The sequence below is a fragment of the Candidatus Competibacter denitrificans Run_A_D11 genome, from assembly GCF_001051235.1.
Classification (GTDB): Bacteria; Pseudomonadota; Gammaproteobacteria; order Competibacterales; family Competibacteraceae; genus Competibacter_A; species Competibacter_A denitrificans.
The window spans coordinates 40,276-54,565 of record NZ_CBTJ020000057.1; the positions used below are offsets into that span (position 1 = coordinate 40,276).

The following is a 14,290-nucleotide window of genomic DNA, read 5'->3' on the forward strand; positions in this document are numbered from 1 at the left end:
CGGTAGCTGGGTTATTTGACTTGGAAGAGTTGGGATTATCTCTCTATTCCACGGCGGCGCACCGGTGGCCCGTGGTCGATCATCAGGGAAACATCACGCTAATAGCAACCCCTGCCATCAAGCCCGGTTCGGCATTAAAATCCAGCGTGGCCAATCGGGTCTCGGCCTCAGGCTGGAAGCCTATGTACAGCAGTTACAGGCGCTAAAGGGCGTGGATCTGGTACCGGCTGATGTCGAGCATTGGCTGGGTAATCTCAAGCTCCCCAGCCGTGCTACACTGAGTTCGTATTATCGTGGAGCGGTGATTATGACGAATCTCACGATCAGTGTCGATGCGGAAGTCCTCAAACGCGCTCGGATTCGGGCATTGGAAGAGAATACCTCGATCAATGCCGTACTCGCTCAGTATCTGGTTCATTACGCCCGGTTGGATGACAGTCGCCGACAACGGCAGGCCGCGTTGGAGGGGCTGTTGACGTTGGCTGAACACAGCCAGGCCGGACGCGGCGAAAGCGTCTGGACACGGGATGCGTTGCATGAACGATGAGGTGCTGTTTATCGACACCAACATCTTGGTTTATTTGTTTGATAGCGATGCGCCTACCAAAAAGGCCATCGCCCAGACGGTGTTTCGCAAACCGAACCTCCGATTGAGCACGCAAGTGCTGCAAGAGTTTTACGTGGCCGTGACGCGCAAACTGGCGCGGCCGCTGTCGCCTGCACAGGCATTGCAAGCCGTGCACTATTTCCAAACCTATCCGGTTGCGGTCATTTCCAGTGCGCTGGTCACCCGAAGCATTCAGCGGAGCATCGGCTCACAGCTATCGCTTTGGGACAGTCTGATCGTGGAAACGGCGTTAGCCGAAAACGCGGATCGACTGGTGACCGAGGATCTTCAGGACGGTTGGATGATCGACGGAATGCGGGTGTGGAATCCGTTCACATGCTCATCTGAGCGGATCTGATTCACGCTATGAAGCTTAAGAAAGCTCTGGAGGAAGGCGGATGCGCCATCGGCAGACCCATCAGCCCTTGAGTGATCACGAACTCAACCAGTTAGGCGATTTTCTTGAAGGCATCGGCTCATGCGCAATGAATCTCGAAATGCTGGATGGATTCTTCGCCGCGCTGATCTGCGGCCCCGATCCCGTGCCGCCCAGCGAGTGTCTGCCTGAGATTTTGGGCGAGGACTATGCCTTTGACAACCTGGACCAAGCCGACGAGATACTAGGGCTGATCCTACGCCACTGGAACACAATTGCCTCAGCGCTTAGTCACACGCTGAAAAAAGACGATGTGTATCTCCCTTTACTCCTCGAAGATGAACAAGGGGTCGTGTACGGCAACGACTGGGCGGATGGTTTCTTGCAGGGCGTGCAATTACGATCCGAAAGCTGGCGGGAGTTGCTCACCGACGATGCCGTAGACGGCCCGCTGTTGCCGATGCTCATCCTGGCGCACGAACATGATCCAGACCCCGATCTACGTCCACCCGCAATCGCTGCGGAAGACCGCGAGGTGTTGCTGCAAGTGATGGTTGCCGCGCTCACCATGATTTATCGCCGTTTCGCACCGCATCGTCGCGCTGCCGCGCAGGCCGCCTTGCCAAGAAAAAACCCCAAGATCGGCCGAAATGACCCGTGCCCCTGTGGTAGCGGGCGCAAGTATAAACACTGTTGCGCAGCCACTCCGTCAACGCCCCATTGAAAACGCCAAGGGCGACCAAAGCCAATGCGCTGTTCTATGGCTTGCCCAAACTCGGATGAAACCCCTGCATCGCTCGCCGGCCGACGCGGGGTTTTCATTAAGTCTCCCAAGGATTAATGACAGGTAGCCCCACCGCCTTAAATGGGGCCGTTTGGCATACCACCAGCCGCCTGACGGAAAGCACAGGCTTAGCCAAAATCTTTGGAGGTTAGGCCCTGATCACGAACGATGGAGCGACCACCAACCCAAGCCGATGACGGCGGCAGGATAAACGGCGGAAAGCCGATAAAGCTGCTCCAACGACAGCCATTCCCGTAGCGGCCCAATCACGAATGAACCTAATCCGACACCCACCATCAGTGCGGCGATGAGCATGGAAGACACCCAAGCCACCTCGTTGGGAAATCGTTCGGACGCCAGGGTGATGGTCAACGGGAAAAACGCCGAACAGGCCAGCCCCGCCAGCGCGAACAAGCCTAAGCCTAAAACCGGCGTGGACGCCCCCGGCAAGAGCCAGAACGCCGCGATCATCAGCACCGGCAACGCCAACCAAATCGTCAACGGCGCGATTCGGACCACCAGTACCGAAACCAGCAGGCGACCCGCCACCATCGCGGCCCAGAATACCGACAGGGCCAACGCCGCCACGCCTGCCGATAATCCCTTGGCTTCACGTAAATAAATGACCGCCCAATTGCTAAAGGTCCCTTCAGCGAAGGCATAGAGCACCGCAATACTGGCGAAGATCCAGAAGGTGGCGGAAGCCAGCGGTGGTTTTGTCGTGATGCGCTGCTCGGTTTTAACGGCGGCATCCGTTGGTAACCGAACGAGCGCCGCCGTCAATGCCAACCCTGCGCCCAACCCCAGCAGCGACCAGGGAAAGCCGCTCCACCAACCCGCTCGGCTGAAGCCATCCACCAGTAACGGCCCCGTCATCAAACCAAGGCCCATCAGCGTATGCAAGGCGACAATGGCTGTTGGAGCGCGTTGGGGAAAAAACTGCGGCGGGTAGCTATTGAGCGGCGCGCCGCCCACGCCGAAGCTGAAACCCAACAACCCGGTGCCGATCAGAATGATTGGAAAAACCAGCGCGGGGTTCACCCACAGGCTGGCCACCAGCGCCAGTTGCGACAAGCCGTTGCCCGCCGCCGTCAGCCATAACAGCGGCTGCAAGCCTAAGCGGCGGGCCAGCGTTCCGCCCGCCACCGCGCCCACCACCGCCAACGCGACCTGGGGCAGGAAGATCGCGCCATATTGGGCATCGCTGAAGCCGTGCATTTGCTTCAGAACGGCGCTGCTGGCGGGAAAACTAACCAGCGTCAAGCCTTGCAAAAAGGCAATCAGATAAACGGTCAGCACGGCCGGCCAATGCGTCGCAGCGAGTTTGTTCATCTGGCTTCTCCGCGAGAGACCCCAGCCTTTAGGCTGGAGAGGGATAGCGGACGGCGCGGCAGTCCCCCTGGCGGGGACTGTTGAAGTACCGCGTTTTTGGGTAACATCGTCAATGTCTCCTATTCAAGACCTACCGCAGGGCTTGCGGAATGTGAAGTCTGTGGAGAGGATGTGAGACCTGGGGGAGTTTCTGGCTGCGGCTCGAACCGCGTAAGACTCCCCACTCCGGGGAATCGAATCGGCGAAAACCAAGCCTCACTCCTCTGGGCAATCCTCCACGAAGCAGAAAACCCTGATTGTGAAATCAGGCATCCCCGTCCTTGAGGACGAGGAGGATGTCAAAGGGATAGACCTCATTCGCGGCCGCCGGTAATCAACCGGGTGCCGCGTTTATAGGTGAGATAGGCCCAGAACCACTCGATAGCGACCGATAGGCGCTTGCGGGTATCCACCAGAAAGAACACATGCGCGATGCCCCACAGCCACCAGGCCAGCGCCCCGCTCAAGCGCAACCCGCCGAACTCCACGACCGCCGCCTGGCGACCGATGGTGGCGAGATTGCCCAGATGCCCATAACGAAACGGCGGCCATCCGCTACGACCTTCCAGCCGCGCCTTGATCAGCTTGGCCACATACGCGCCCTGCTGTTTGGCGGCGGGCGCAAGTCCCGGCACCGGCTGGCCATCCCAGGCTTCGCTCAGGGCAGTGTCACCGATGGCGAACACGTTAGGCAAGCCCGGCACGGCCAAATCCGGCCCGACCTTGAGCCGACCGGCGGCATCGGCTTCGACCTTGAGCCATTGCGCAGCGGGCGAAGCCATCACCCCGGCTGCCCAAAATATGGTGCGCGCGCCGATCCGCTGGCCGGACACCAGCACCCCTTCGGCGTCGATCTTCTCCACCCGGCTTTTGAGCAGAACTTCCACGCCCAAGGTGCGCAGCGATTGCGCCGATACTGCGGACAATGCTTCAGCAAATGCGGGTAGCAGACGCGGCGCGGATTGCACCAGCAGCACCCGCGCTTGTGCTGGGTCGATGTTGCGGAATTCGCCGCTGAGTCCGTGCCGGGCCAGCTCGATGATGGCTCCGGCCAACTCCACCCCGGTTGGGCCGCCACCGACGATCACGAAAGTGAGCAGCCGTTGCCGTTCTTCGGGATCAGCACAGTTTTCGGCTTGCTCGAAGGCCAGCAGCAGCCGACGACGAATGGCGGTGGCGTCGTCAATCTGCTTCAAACCCGGCGCGTAGGGTTCCCAATCGTCGCACCCAAAGTAGCTGTGCCGTGCACCCGTCGCCAGCACCAAATAGTCGTAATTGATGCGTGAACCGTCGCGCAGAATGACCTGACGTATCGTGGTCTCCACATCCGCTACCTCACCCAGCAAAACCCGCACATTATGCTGATCCCGGAACAGCGACCGAATCGGGGTGGCGACATCGGCGGGCGATAAACTGGCGGTAGCCACCTGATACAGCAACGGCTGAAACAGATGATAGTTGCGCTTGTCGATCACGCTGACCCGACACGCTGCCAAGCGCAGACCGTGTGCGGCCTTTAATCCACCGAAACCAGCACCGACGATCACCACATGCGGCACATCGGCCAGCGCGGCGTCGGCCCAGCTTTCCAGCGGTGGAAACCAGCGGGCCAGTTGTCGCTTTAGGCGTGCATCGGCAGCGATTGGTCCCGGCCCGCGCAGTGCAATGAGTCCCAGTAGAAAACATTGATAAAGCCGGTTGAGCGTCTGAACCTCGTCCGCACCCATAACGCCCGCCCCGAGCAACGCCAGCGCCGCACTTATCGCCGCCAAGCGGGTCGCCAAGCCCAACGCCAACAAGGGGCTGACGAAACCCAGCACCGCCTCCAGCAACGAACGCCCCACCAGCACGGGTGTAAACCACAGGCTGGCTAGCCAAAGCCGTAGCGCCAGTTGATAGACCGGGCCAAGCGTGCGAGTAAGCGCGGCGTAGAGCCGAGCCAGCGGCTTGACCAATGGCAGCGCCGAGGCGGCTAGCCCAGATGCCAGCAATCGATCCAGGGAAATCGATCCCGCACCCATGATGACATACCAGCCAAATAAAGCGGCCCAATACAAATGCTGGTCAAGGGCGAGGTATTCAAACTGAATGACCAAGGTCAGCAGCAGCAGCGCCAGTGCTGCCAGCCGGGTCGCCAACCCGAAGGCGAGCAACATCGAGCCGACGACTTCAAGGGTTACCCCGACGATAGCCGCTGTCACCGGATTCAGCCAAGACACCGGATATTCGTAAGTGGCGAGCGTCAGCGCGTTGTCCCAATTGGCCAGCTTGAGCACGCCGGACACCCAAAACACCTGTGCCAGCCACAGTCGAATCAACAAATCCAGGAACGGATAGAACGTGGCTTCAGCGACCCGCAGTGTTTCATCTACGCGCTTGAGAAATGCAGCGATGACATTAGCCCGACGGTGGCGGACAGCGGCGACAGTGGCGGTGAGCATGGTTTAGCCCTCCACTGTGCTGGGAACCGGCAGCAGCGCATCATCTGGTGCGGCGTGCGGCCCCTCGGTCAACGCTGAGGTCGTCGTTTGCTGCTGCCAGTAGGTGGGGATTGCCCGCCGATAGCGGCGCGTCACCAGATTGGCCAACAAGCCGGTCCAGCCGGTTTGATGGGCCGCACCCAGCCCCTCGCCCGTATCGCCGTGGAAATATTCGTAAAATTGCAGCAACTCGCGCCAGTGCGGATCGTGCTGGAAGGGGCTGTCGGCGGGGAATGCGGGCATTTGGCCGTGGGCGTCGCGGCGGTAGATGTCTACCAACCGTTCGGCGATCAAGGTGGCGATTTCCCGCAAATTCAGCTCGCGGTTGCCCAGACTGGGCACAACGATGGTGAAGTTGTCGCCGAGGAAGCGGTGGAATTTCTCCAGCGCCTGCACCAGGGTGTAATTGGTCGGCAGCCAGATCGGGCCGCGCCAGTTGGAGTTGCCGCCGAACAGGCCGGAATTGGATTCACCGGGCACGTACTCAATGAGGGCTTCGCCGACGCCGGGCAGCGTGCCCAAGTTTGTCTGCGTGGCGTGCAGGCGGCTGACGCTGCGCACGCCATGCGGCGAGAGGAACTCGTCCTCATTCAGCAATCGTTTGAGAATAGACGGCAGCATCCGGTGGGTGACCAGCGCCAGCAGATGCTCGCCCCGTTCGTTCTCCCAATTCGGACATTGACAGATCACGCTGCCGTCGAATACGCCGTGGCGGTGCTGGCGTAACACCTCCCGAAAGCGTGGCGTCTTGGCGAGCAAACGCCGGTCCACCACTTCGCAGGCGAACAGTGGAATCAGCCCAACCCAGGAATACACGTCGATGCGCTGAATCTGACCGTCGGGGCAAACCACCAAGTCCTTGAAGAAACCCGCTTTCTGATCCCACAGCGACACGTCATTGCCGGCATGACCGGCGATGGCGTTGGCAATGGCCAGAAATTGCTGATAAATCTGGATGGCGATGTCTTCGTAATCCCGATCTTCGGCTGCCAGCTCCAAGGCGATCACGGTCATGTTGAGCGCGAACATCGCCATCCAGCCGGTGGCGTCGGCTTGCTTGAGCGCGTAACCCGTCGGCAGCGGGCGGGAGCGGTCAAACACCGAGATGTTGTCGAGGCCGAGGAAGCCGCCTTCGAACACGTTGTTGCCTTCGCTGTCCTTGCGGTTGATCCACCAGCCATAGTTCAAGAGCAGCTTGTGAAACACCCGCTCCAGGAAATGCAGGTCGCCCCGACCGCGCTGCACCCGCTCCGCGCGGAACACTTTCAGCGCGCCCATCGCGTGCACCGGCGGATTGACATCGCCGAAGGCCCATTCGTAGGCGGGAATCTGGCCGTTGGGGTGCAGGTAGCGTTCGCGCAGCACCAGCTCGATTTGCTCCTTGGCGAAATCGACATCGAGCAGCGATAGCGCCGCGCAATGGTAGGCCAAGTCCCAGGCCGCGAACCAGGGATACTCCCACTTATCGGGCATGGAGATAATGTCGGCGGCTTTGAGATGCCGCCAGGTGCGGTTGCGGCCCCCTTTGCGGGTATCGGGCGGCGGGAACTGGTCGCCGTCCAGCCAGCGGGCCACGTCATAGTGAAAAAACTGCTTGCTCCAGATCATGCCCGCCGAGGCTTGGCGCAGGATGCGCTGATCTTCGGCGGAGGCGTCTGGCAGCAACGCCCGATAGAACGCATCGGCTTCGGCTTGGCGGTCGGTGAACGCCTTTTCATGGTTGGCGAAGGGTCGCTCTAGCGATGCGGCGCTCAACACCAATTCGATTTGCGCTTGCTGGCCGCCCGCCACGGTCAGCACATGCCAGGCGGCGAATTTCGTGCCCTGCAAGGCGGGATTGACCGCCGCCCGTTCGCCGTTGACCACCCGGCGGTGGAAGCCATCTTTGACGTAGGGGGTCGTGTTGGCCAGCCCCCATAGCTTCTGGGCGTTGTGCTCGTTGTCGGTGTACAGCGGTTCGGCGGCTTGCCGACCGTACAGGTGATAGGCGCCCAGCGTCGGGTGCTCGGCGCATACCGCCCAGGCTGTGCCGGTCGGTGCCGGCATCGTGCGCAAGATGGGCTTGCCCGTCGGCTGCGTGAAGGATGCCTCTGGATCGCCCCGCAAGTCGGCCAGCGCTTGTTGCTTCTCCTCGTCACCCCACGCCCAGGTATTGCGGAACCACAGTTGCGGCAGCAGATGCAGGGTCGCTTCGTCCGGGCCGCGATTGGCGGCGGTGAGGCGGATGTGGATTTCGTCCGGCCCGGCCTTGGCGTAGCTCACCTCCACATCCCAGTAACGGTTGTCCTGAAAGACGCCGGTATCGAGCAGGTTGAACGGCGGGTCTTGGCGACTACGGCGGCGGTTTTCCTCCAGCAGCCTGCCGTAGGGATATTCGGCTTGCGGATATTTGTAGAGATAGCGCAACACGCTGTGGCTGGGGGTGGCGTCGAGGTAGAAGTAGTATTCCTTCACATCCTCGCCGTGATTGCCCTGATTGCCGGTAAGACCGAAGGCGCGTTCCTTGAGGATTGGATCGCGGCCGTTCCACAGGGCCAGCGCGAAACACAGCCGTTGCTGCTCGTCGCAAATCCCGCCCAAACCATCCTCATTCCAGCGATAGGCGCGGGAACGGGCCTGGTCGTGGTCGAGATGCTCCCAGGCTTCGCCGTGGGCGCTGTAGTCCTCCCGCACCGTGCCCCAGGCCCGTTCCGCCAGATACGGCCCCCACAGCCGCCAGTGCTCCTGGCCTTCGTGCTGGCGTTCCAGACGCAGCCGTTCGGGGTTGTCGAGGGGAATCGTGGCCTTCATGGGGGGTTCTCCAGAATGTGGGGTTGCCAGTGCTAAGCGGTCGTTGATGATCGACGAGCCATGACGCCCTTTCTGGGAAAAATTCTTTTCCAGAGAAAAAGACAACCTCATCGATCCAGTGTGCTTCACTCGAAAGAGCAACACCTGTGCCACTGGAGAATTTTGTTTTAACTAGCTGATAATTAATGATATTAATTCGAGATATTGCACGTCAGGCGAGGATGGAGACCGCGAAATATCGCAAAACCGCTAAATACGGTGGGCTTGAAGAGGGGATTGGGCATTCAGGCAAGTTTTGCAGCCCGTATGAAGCGACTCAGCTAGAATAGTTTGCCGCGCCAACCGCGTTTTTCGCGATGGGCGAGTGCCTGGGACGGAAGGCCAGGTGGGTTTCCAGGGTTAGAAGTCTAGTGAAGAATGTTATATCGCTGATAAAGAATAACAGAATCAAATAGTTAAAATCAGCCACAGCAAGATGTGGTCGATTGGCAGAAGCCGTATAATCATTAGTTAGGCCTCACAGGAGCCATCCATGAACGACGAAGTCCTTCTCCGCTATGGCATCGCAGTTCTCGTACTCCTCGTCGGACTTGTCTTCCTTTTCGGCCTCTATCGATTCGGCATTACGCTCTTCGGGCAACAGACCTCCAAGCTCATGCTGGAGTTCAGGGAGATGCTCATGCATTGGGGCGGGCCAAGCTCCCATCGAATGCAAGAGTGGATATTCGGCAGTCTCTCGAACTGGTATCAAGCTTACCTTGAGAAGCGCAATGACTTCTGGGAGCACTATGGCCAAGTTGCACTGGCCGTACTCATCGTCATTGTTTTGGCCGTGCTTTTGCTGACAAAGGCAATTTCCGCAGAGGCCGGCCTTCCAATTCTTAGTGCTGTAGCAGGCTTTGCAATCGCGAAGACAAATAGTTCAGGTTCTGGCCAGCGTCGAAATGACCCTCCGCCTCCTCAATAATTCGCTCTCTTGGCTGCATCGAGTGAGGTGTTAGGACACACAGAATGATTTGCGTCACATATGGATCAATAGCCGCTGCTTTTCTGTTGGTGTTAAGCACACCAGCGTTTCCAAGCGAAACGCTATGCAGCTCTTCGGAGGAGGTCGTTTTTTCGTGTCAGGTTCAACGAGGAAGAACTATATCCGTATGTGCTTCTCCCTCTAACCAAGGGGGCGCCAAAATCGGTTGCCCATGGCCAGGTCAGACTCACTGCAAAAAATATTCAGATTTTGCTGGCGTACTGGTTGCCAAATCCGAAAAACTCATCGCCCGCCGCGTTTGCATTTCTCTCGGCGCAGGCATCAATACTGAGTTGCTGTCTCGGTTACGGGTTCCAGTCAGCAACAAATGGCCAAGTGACAAATGGCCAGCCGAGTAGGTTGGATTGCCGTCTTTTTGGCAACCCAACATTCAAAATCGGTCTAACAGTCATTGGATAGTTATGAGCTTTGTGTGGGATGCGAAAAAGGCCGCAGCAAACCACCGCAAGCACGGTGTCAGCTTTGAAGAAGCATCTAGCGCGTTGCGTGATACTTTTTCTGCTACTGCGCACGATCCTGATCATTCGGAAGATGAAGAACGTTTCGTAACATTTGGCGTTTCTGCGCGGGGCCGTTTGCTTGCGGTATCTCACACAGAGCGCGGAAATCTGATTCGGATTATATCCGCACGATTAGCAACAAATGCGGAAAGGCAAATTTATGAAGAAGATTAAGTCAGAAATGGCAGACGAGCTTCGCTCTGAATATAAAAGGTCAGACTTTGGGGAAATTGTGCGTGGCAAATACGCGAATCGCATCAAAGAGGAAAGTAATGTTGTCCTCCTTGAACCCGATATTGCACAAGCTTTCCCAAACGACGAAGCTGTCAACAAAGCCCTTCGTTATCTGCTAGAGATAGCTGAAGCTTCAAGCCGCCTAACAAGGCGCTCCAGCTGACCGGCTGACGCCGGCGGCTGAACTTAAACATTGATCCTTATGAAACCCACTTTTCTAACCTGTCTTCTTACGGCGGCTGTTGCCCCGTTGATTATTCCGCTCACGAGCGGATGGGTGTTTTTCATTCTGCATGAGTGGCTTGATCCTTCGGTTTGGGGCCTGCCACCGCTTCAGTCACTCATCGGCGTTTCGATCAATGCCACTGTTGTGGGTTATTTTTTCACTTTTTTCTATGGGTTGCCGGTTGCGCTGGTTCTCCAGTGGGTGAACCGCTACCGCATCCGCTATCTTTTAGCAGCAAGTACGCTACCGGCGCTGAGTCTTCCTTTCTGGCAGACGGGCTGGACCATCTCTGTTCTACCCGTATTGCTTGCCGGAGCATCCACGGCGTATGTCTTCTGGTTATTGACGCAACGGAAAGCCCAACAAGGCGCTCCAGCCGACGCGCCCACTTCGCGGTCGCGCGGCTGAGCACAGGCGTTGGGCGCGAATAGAGGCTACACATGCCAAAATCGAACAGCGAATCTGACCGTAAGGCAGTCCTCGATTCTTTACTACTCAAAATGCCAAGCGTGGTGGATGGAAAGATGTTTGGTTATCCCGCTTACTACGCAAATGGGAAGCTGTTTGCCTGTATCTACGGCGAAGGAGTAGGACTAAAAATACCTGAGAAAATAGCGAATAAACTCCTATCTGAGGATCATGTTGTTCCTTTCCAGCCTCTTGGTAAATCGAAAATGAGGGAGTGGGTTCAAATAAATCGCGCGAGGTCTGCTGACTACCAAAAGGATATAAATATCTTTCGCTCCTCTGTAGAGTTTGTGAGCCAACTACAAACCACCAAAAGGAGAAAATAATGACGAAGAACAGAGCTGTGAGAATTCTGGTTGCAGGTCTCGTTGGTGGCTTTATTGGCAATGGGGTGCTGGGCGCGCTCTTTTCCATCTCTCCGATTCAGTCGATACTTTACAATCCAGAATGGCAGAGCCAGCTCTTTATAGAGATCACCCCGAAACGAAATATACCGGTATCGGTCGCTGGCCTTGTCCTATTGAGCATTATCCACGCTTGGTTGTTCAACGTCCTCATGCCATCTATACCCGGAAAGATTTGGTTTAAAAAAGGTCTCTTCTGGGGGTTAACAATTTGGTTGATGTATTGGTTGTTTCAGGAATGGTTCATCTACAACACTTTGCTTGGTGAGCCATTCCTTCTGAATACTCTTGAACTCACTATCTTGCTATTGGGTTCTCTGGTTGAGGGAATAATCATTGCATTCTTTCTGGCGCGCAAACCTTCGGGTAGCGCGGGGTAAATGAACATCGCACCTGACAACGTGTTCAACCAGACGTGCAAGAATGCTGCTTCGCTCTGTTTTTGCGTGCCGTTTAACGCCTTTCTTTAGTAGAGCCTGCACCCGGGCGCTTCGCTATAGGTTGCTTCGAAGATGACACCAATACGTAAGACGCTCGTGCTGCTAACACTCGGCGTCGTGTCCGGCGTGGCTATTTGGTGGTTCTCGCCCTGGCTCACAGGGCAGGTCGAGCCTTGGGACGCAGATACGCCAATTTGGTTGCTCTCGTGGCTACTAATCGCAGTCACCGGCGGCTTGGTTGGCCACGTCCGAGGCGTTTGCCTTCCCCTCGGCTACGCTCTCGGCCAGATGCTGGTCACAGTCCAGTCTGTGCGCATTGGCGAGTTTGGAGCCTTGGGTTGGATGTTCATTGGCGGCTATGCAGTGATCGCCACGATCATCACCTTGGCGCTGGTCGGCGGAACTGCTTTGCTCAAGCGTGTTTGGCGTAAGCGTAGCAGCAAGGTTGCTGGTTTAATGAGTAGGCCCCCTGGATGAAATAATTTTGCTCTCTGGCGAATCATGGGCAAATCTTGTCATTCCGCTGGTATCGATGTCGCTTGCCGAAGGAAGACCTCGTGAGTTATGAATACATCGTAAAAGAGGGGGTTTCTACCACTACAAGAATTGCTCATGGAATTCTGCTCCCGCTTGTGGTTTTCATTATCTATCAGTTTGTTCTGATTGGATCGCAGAGCGGTACCGGCAGTTGGGATGGAATGAGCTTGTTTTTTGGCTCAATCTTTATTGTGCCGAGTTTGCTCCTTGCCAATTGCTGGGTGATCCCTACCCGATGGGGCGGCAGAATGGCGGTGCTCCTTGCGGGATTAGGACTGCCAACGGTGGTTGGTGTAGTTGAGTTTTTCTGGCTGTACGGCCCCTACAAGATACGCTGGGCTATCAATTCGACCATGGTCGCACCTTTCCCCTGGATATGGCTGTTTATTGTGCTACTTTTTACGCCGCTGCTTATTTCGATTGTTTATGCGGCCCGAAGAAGGTGGTCTCATGTGCAAGAAAGCCCGGCAGGATGAGCAGGTACCCATGCCCACCGCCTTGGATTCGGTGGGCCGGAAAGGCCCTAGTATGCGCGCACACCGCTCGCCCGAAGCGGATCAACTGTGGAAGCCGGTCGCTTATGTGGGTTGTTCCCGCTGTGCTAACTGTTCCGCCACCCGTAACGCCCAGGCATAGATGGTGAGCGATGGGTTGACCCGGCTGGAGCGCGGTAACACGCTGCCGTCCACGACGTACAGATTGTCCAGCCCATGCACTTTACCACGAGCATCTACGACCGAATTTTCAGGATCGCGGCCCGCGACCAGGGTACCACAGGCGTGCGCCGTACCCGCCAGCGGAATCGCCTTGGCAGCCGCTGGTAGACCGATTTTCAGCAACGATTGGATAAAGCCGCGCACTAAGCGGCGATGTTCAGCGTGTGCCGCCGGTAGTCGCTCCGGGTCATAATCCAGTTGCGGATAACGTGCGCCATTGAGTTTGGCGATGACGCGATTGGCGGGGTCGGAGCCGTCCTCGGTCTGCAAGAAAAACCCATAGGCCCGCTGGCCAAGCGCTCGGGCCACGCAGCGCGGCACGAAACCCGGAATCAGGGTGCTCAGCAGTTCGCCATCGAAGCCCAGCGGCTGAATGCTGCTATGGGGGAGCCGTTCGTTGAGCAACAACAAGGTTTTCCGCAATAAATCGGTCTTGCGGGTCGCTGAAAACGCCAGCACCGCACTGAGTAGATGGCATTTGTAATTGCGCCCGATGACCTTGGCATTCGGCAAGCGTTCGCTCAATCCACTGTGGGCGAAATAATCTTGCAACAAGCGTGGCGAGTGCAGCGCCCCTGCGGCCAGTAAAACGGTATCGGCTCTAAATTCTGCGCCCGCTTCGGTGCGAACCCCCAGGAGATGCTCCGGTCGGGCAGGGTCAGCGATGAGATCGAGAACTGCCTGACCGGTTAAAATAGTCAGGTTCGGTAAATGCCGCACGGGATCTAGCAAGGCATTCTCACCGTCGGCTTTCAAGTTCTTGACCGAAGCGAAGGCATCAAAGTGGCTGGCTTCTTCGGGATATTCGAGGATATGAGGATCGAGGGCCAGCGTCAGCGGCTGAGCACGCCAGCCCGCGCCATTGCGCGTTAGTTTGCTGACGATAGCTTGCAAATCCGGTTCCGGTTCAAACCGATGGACCTTGAGCAACTGTTCAGCCTGGTCGTAATACGGTGCTAATTCCTGATAGGCCATCGGCCAAGGCAGGCATTGATGGGCTGAGTCGGCCTCAAATTCGTGCGGCTCAAAACGCGCCAGGGCCGCGCCATACCACTTGGTTTTGCCCCCCAGATTAAAGTATTCCTCCGGTGCGAAACTTTCACCGTTTCGGTCAAGCCACGGCTCCTTGCTCTTGAATAGCCCTTGCCGGATCACTTTATCGACATCGAGAGTGCTACCGTCGCGCAGGAGTTCTAGCCCCTTTTCCAGCAGGAGCACCTGCCACCCGGCGCGAGCCAGGGCATAGGCTGCCGCCGATCCGCCTGCACCGGAACCGATGATGAGGATGTCGTACTGAGGTAATGCCATA

At 57.4% G+C, this 14,290-nt stretch carries 15 protein-coding genes; 11 read left to right on the top strand and 4 right to left on the bottom strand.

Annotated elements, in window-relative coordinates; all coding sequences use genetic code 11:
• Nucleotides 1-64 precede the first annotated feature (64 nt).
• The 3 genes from BN873_RS12535 to BN873_RS12545 are packed head-to-tail and all read left to right on the top strand — an operon-like array spanning nt 65 to nt 1,707.
• A complete protein-coding gene (locus BN873_RS12535) occupies nt 65-547 on the top strand; it encodes a hypothetical protein (RefSeq protein ID WP_048674173.1) in 483 nt (160 codons plus the stop codon).
• Nucleotides 537-965: a PIN domain-containing protein gene (locus BN873_RS12540; protein WP_048674175.1), complete on the top strand. Its 429-nt coding sequence runs from the start codon at nt 537-539 to the stop codon at nt 963-965. The genes BN873_RS12535 and BN873_RS12540 overlap by 11 nt, the downstream gene beginning before the upstream one ends.
• A gap of 40 nt (nt 966-1,005) precedes the next feature.
• Complete coding sequence (locus BN873_RS12545) at nt 1,006-1,707, top strand: YecA/YgfB family protein (protein ID WP_048674177.1); 702 nt, start codon at nt 1,006-1,008, stop codon at nt 1,705-1,707.
• Nucleotides 1,708-1,926: 219 nt separating this feature from the next.
• Here BN873_RS12545 and BN873_RS12550 read toward each other — a convergent pair whose 3' ends face one another.
• From BN873_RS12550 to BN873_RS12560, 3 genes are all read right to left on the bottom strand, one after another.
• On the bottom strand, nt 1,927-3,099 hold the full coding sequence (locus BN873_RS12550; protein ID WP_048674179.1) for an MFS transporter: 1,173 nt from the start codon (nt 3,097-3,099) through the stop codon (nt 1,927-1,929).
• Nucleotides 3,100-3,452: 353 nt separating this feature from the next.
• Entirely contained in the window at nt 3,453-5,579 is a 2,127-nt protein-coding gene (locus tag BN873_RS12555) for an FAD-dependent oxidoreductase (RefSeq protein WP_082161268.1), read from the bottom strand.
• 3 nt (nt 5,580-5,582) lie between these two features.
• On the bottom strand, nt 5,583-8,408 hold the full coding sequence (locus BN873_RS12560; protein WP_048674181.1) for an MGH1-like glycoside hydrolase domain-containing protein: 2,826 nt from the start codon (nt 8,406-8,408) through the stop codon (nt 5,583-5,585).
• 532 nt (nt 8,409-8,940) lie between these two features.
• Here BN873_RS12560 and BN873_RS12565 point away from each other — a divergent pair.
• The 8 genes from BN873_RS12565 (at nt 8,941) to BN873_RS12595 (ending at nt 12,741) form a co-directional block, all read left to right on the top strand.
• Nucleotides 8,941-9,375: a hypothetical protein gene (locus BN873_RS12565; protein WP_048674183.1), complete on the top strand. Its 435-nt coding sequence runs from the start codon at nt 8,941-8,943 to the stop codon at nt 9,373-9,375.
• Nucleotides 9,376-9,857: 482 nt separating this feature from the next.
• Nucleotides 9,858-10,130, top strand: coding sequence for a BrnT family toxin (locus tag BN873_RS19580; RefSeq protein WP_082161269.1), 273 nt, complete (start codon nt 9,858-9,860; stop codon nt 10,128-10,130).
• Nucleotides 10,117-10,353, top strand: a complete 237-nt coding sequence (locus BN873_RS12570) for a hypothetical protein (protein WP_048674255.1) — start codon at nt 10,117-10,119, stop codon at nt 10,351-10,353. The genes BN873_RS19580 and BN873_RS12570 overlap by 14 nt, the downstream gene beginning before the upstream one ends.
• A 114-nt stretch (nt 10,354-10,467) precedes the next feature.
• Nucleotides 10,468-10,824, top strand: coding sequence for a hypothetical protein (locus BN873_RS12575; protein ID WP_139031715.1), 357 nt, complete (start codon nt 10,468-10,470; stop codon nt 10,822-10,824).
• A gap of 32 nt (nt 10,825-10,856) precedes the next feature.
• Complete coding sequence (locus BN873_RS12580; protein ID WP_048674187.1) at nt 10,857-11,210, top strand: TfoX/Sxy family protein; 354 nt, start codon at nt 10,857-10,859, stop codon at nt 11,208-11,210.
• Entirely contained in the window at nt 11,210-11,668 is a 459-nt protein-coding gene (locus BN873_RS12585) for a hypothetical protein (RefSeq protein WP_048674189.1), read from the top strand. Before BN873_RS12580 ends, BN873_RS12585 begins: the two co-directional genes overlap by 1 nt.
• Before the next feature lie 132 nt (nt 11,669-11,800).
• Nucleotides 11,801-12,205, top strand: a complete 405-nt coding sequence (locus BN873_RS12590; protein WP_048674191.1) for a hypothetical protein — start codon at nt 11,801-11,803, stop codon at nt 12,203-12,205.
• An 80-nt stretch (nt 12,206-12,285) separates the two neighbouring features.
• On the top strand, nt 12,286-12,741 hold the full coding sequence (locus BN873_RS12595) for a hypothetical protein (protein ID WP_048674193.1): 456 nt from the start codon (nt 12,286-12,288) through the stop codon (nt 12,739-12,741).
• Between the two features lie 102 nt (nt 12,742-12,843).
• Here the strand turns inward: BN873_RS12595 and BN873_RS12600 are convergent, their stop codons facing one another.
• Nucleotides 12,844-14,289 carry an FAD-dependent oxidoreductase gene (locus tag BN873_RS12600; protein ID WP_048674195.1) on the bottom strand — a complete coding sequence of 482 codons (1,446 nt, stop codon included), beginning with the start codon at nt 14,287-14,289 and terminating at the stop codon, nt 12,844-12,846.
• Nucleotide 14,290 lies beyond the last annotated feature (1 nt).

Coding starts and splice junctions, on each gene's coding strand:
- BN873_RS12540 (WP_048674175.1), top strand. CDS start 537: ATGAACGATGAGGTGCTGTTTATCGACACCAACATCTTGGTTTATTTG.
- BN873_RS12545 (WP_048674177.1), top strand. CDS start 1,006: ATGCGCCATCGGCAGACCCATCAGCCCTTGAGTGATCACGAACTCAAC.
- BN873_RS12550 (WP_048674179.1), bottom strand. CDS start 3,099: ATGAACAAACTCGCTGCGACGCATTGGCCGGCCGTGCTGACCGTTTAT.
- BN873_RS12555 (WP_082161268.1), bottom strand. CDS start 5,579: ATGCTCACCGCCACTGTCGCCGCTGTCCGCCACCGTCGGGCTAATGTC.
- BN873_RS12560 (WP_048674181.1), bottom strand. CDS start 8,408: ATGAAGGCCACGATTCCCCTCGACAACCCCGAACGGCTGCGTCTGGAA.
- BN873_RS12565 (WP_048674183.1), top strand. CDS start 8,941: ATGAACGACGAAGTCCTTCTCCGCTATGGCATCGCAGTTCTCGTACTC.
- BN873_RS19580 (WP_082161269.1), top strand. CDS start 9,858: ATGAGCTTTGTGTGGGATGCGAAAAAGGCCGCAGCAAACCACCGCAAG.
- BN873_RS12570 (WP_048674255.1), top strand. CDS start 10,117: ATGAAGAAGATTAAGTCAGAAATGGCAGACGAGCTTCGCTCTGAATAT.
- BN873_RS12580 (WP_048674187.1), top strand. CDS start 10,857: ATGCCAAAATCGAACAGCGAATCTGACCGTAAGGCAGTCCTCGATTCT.
- BN873_RS12585 (WP_048674189.1), top strand. CDS start 11,210: ATGACGAAGAACAGAGCTGTGAGAATTCTGGTTGCAGGTCTCGTTGGT.
- BN873_RS12590 (WP_048674191.1), top strand. CDS start 11,801: ATGACACCAATACGTAAGACGCTCGTGCTGCTAACACTCGGCGTCGTG.
- BN873_RS12600 (WP_048674195.1), bottom strand. CDS start 14,289: ATGGCATTACCTCAGTACGACATCCTCATCATCGGTTCCGGTGCAGGC.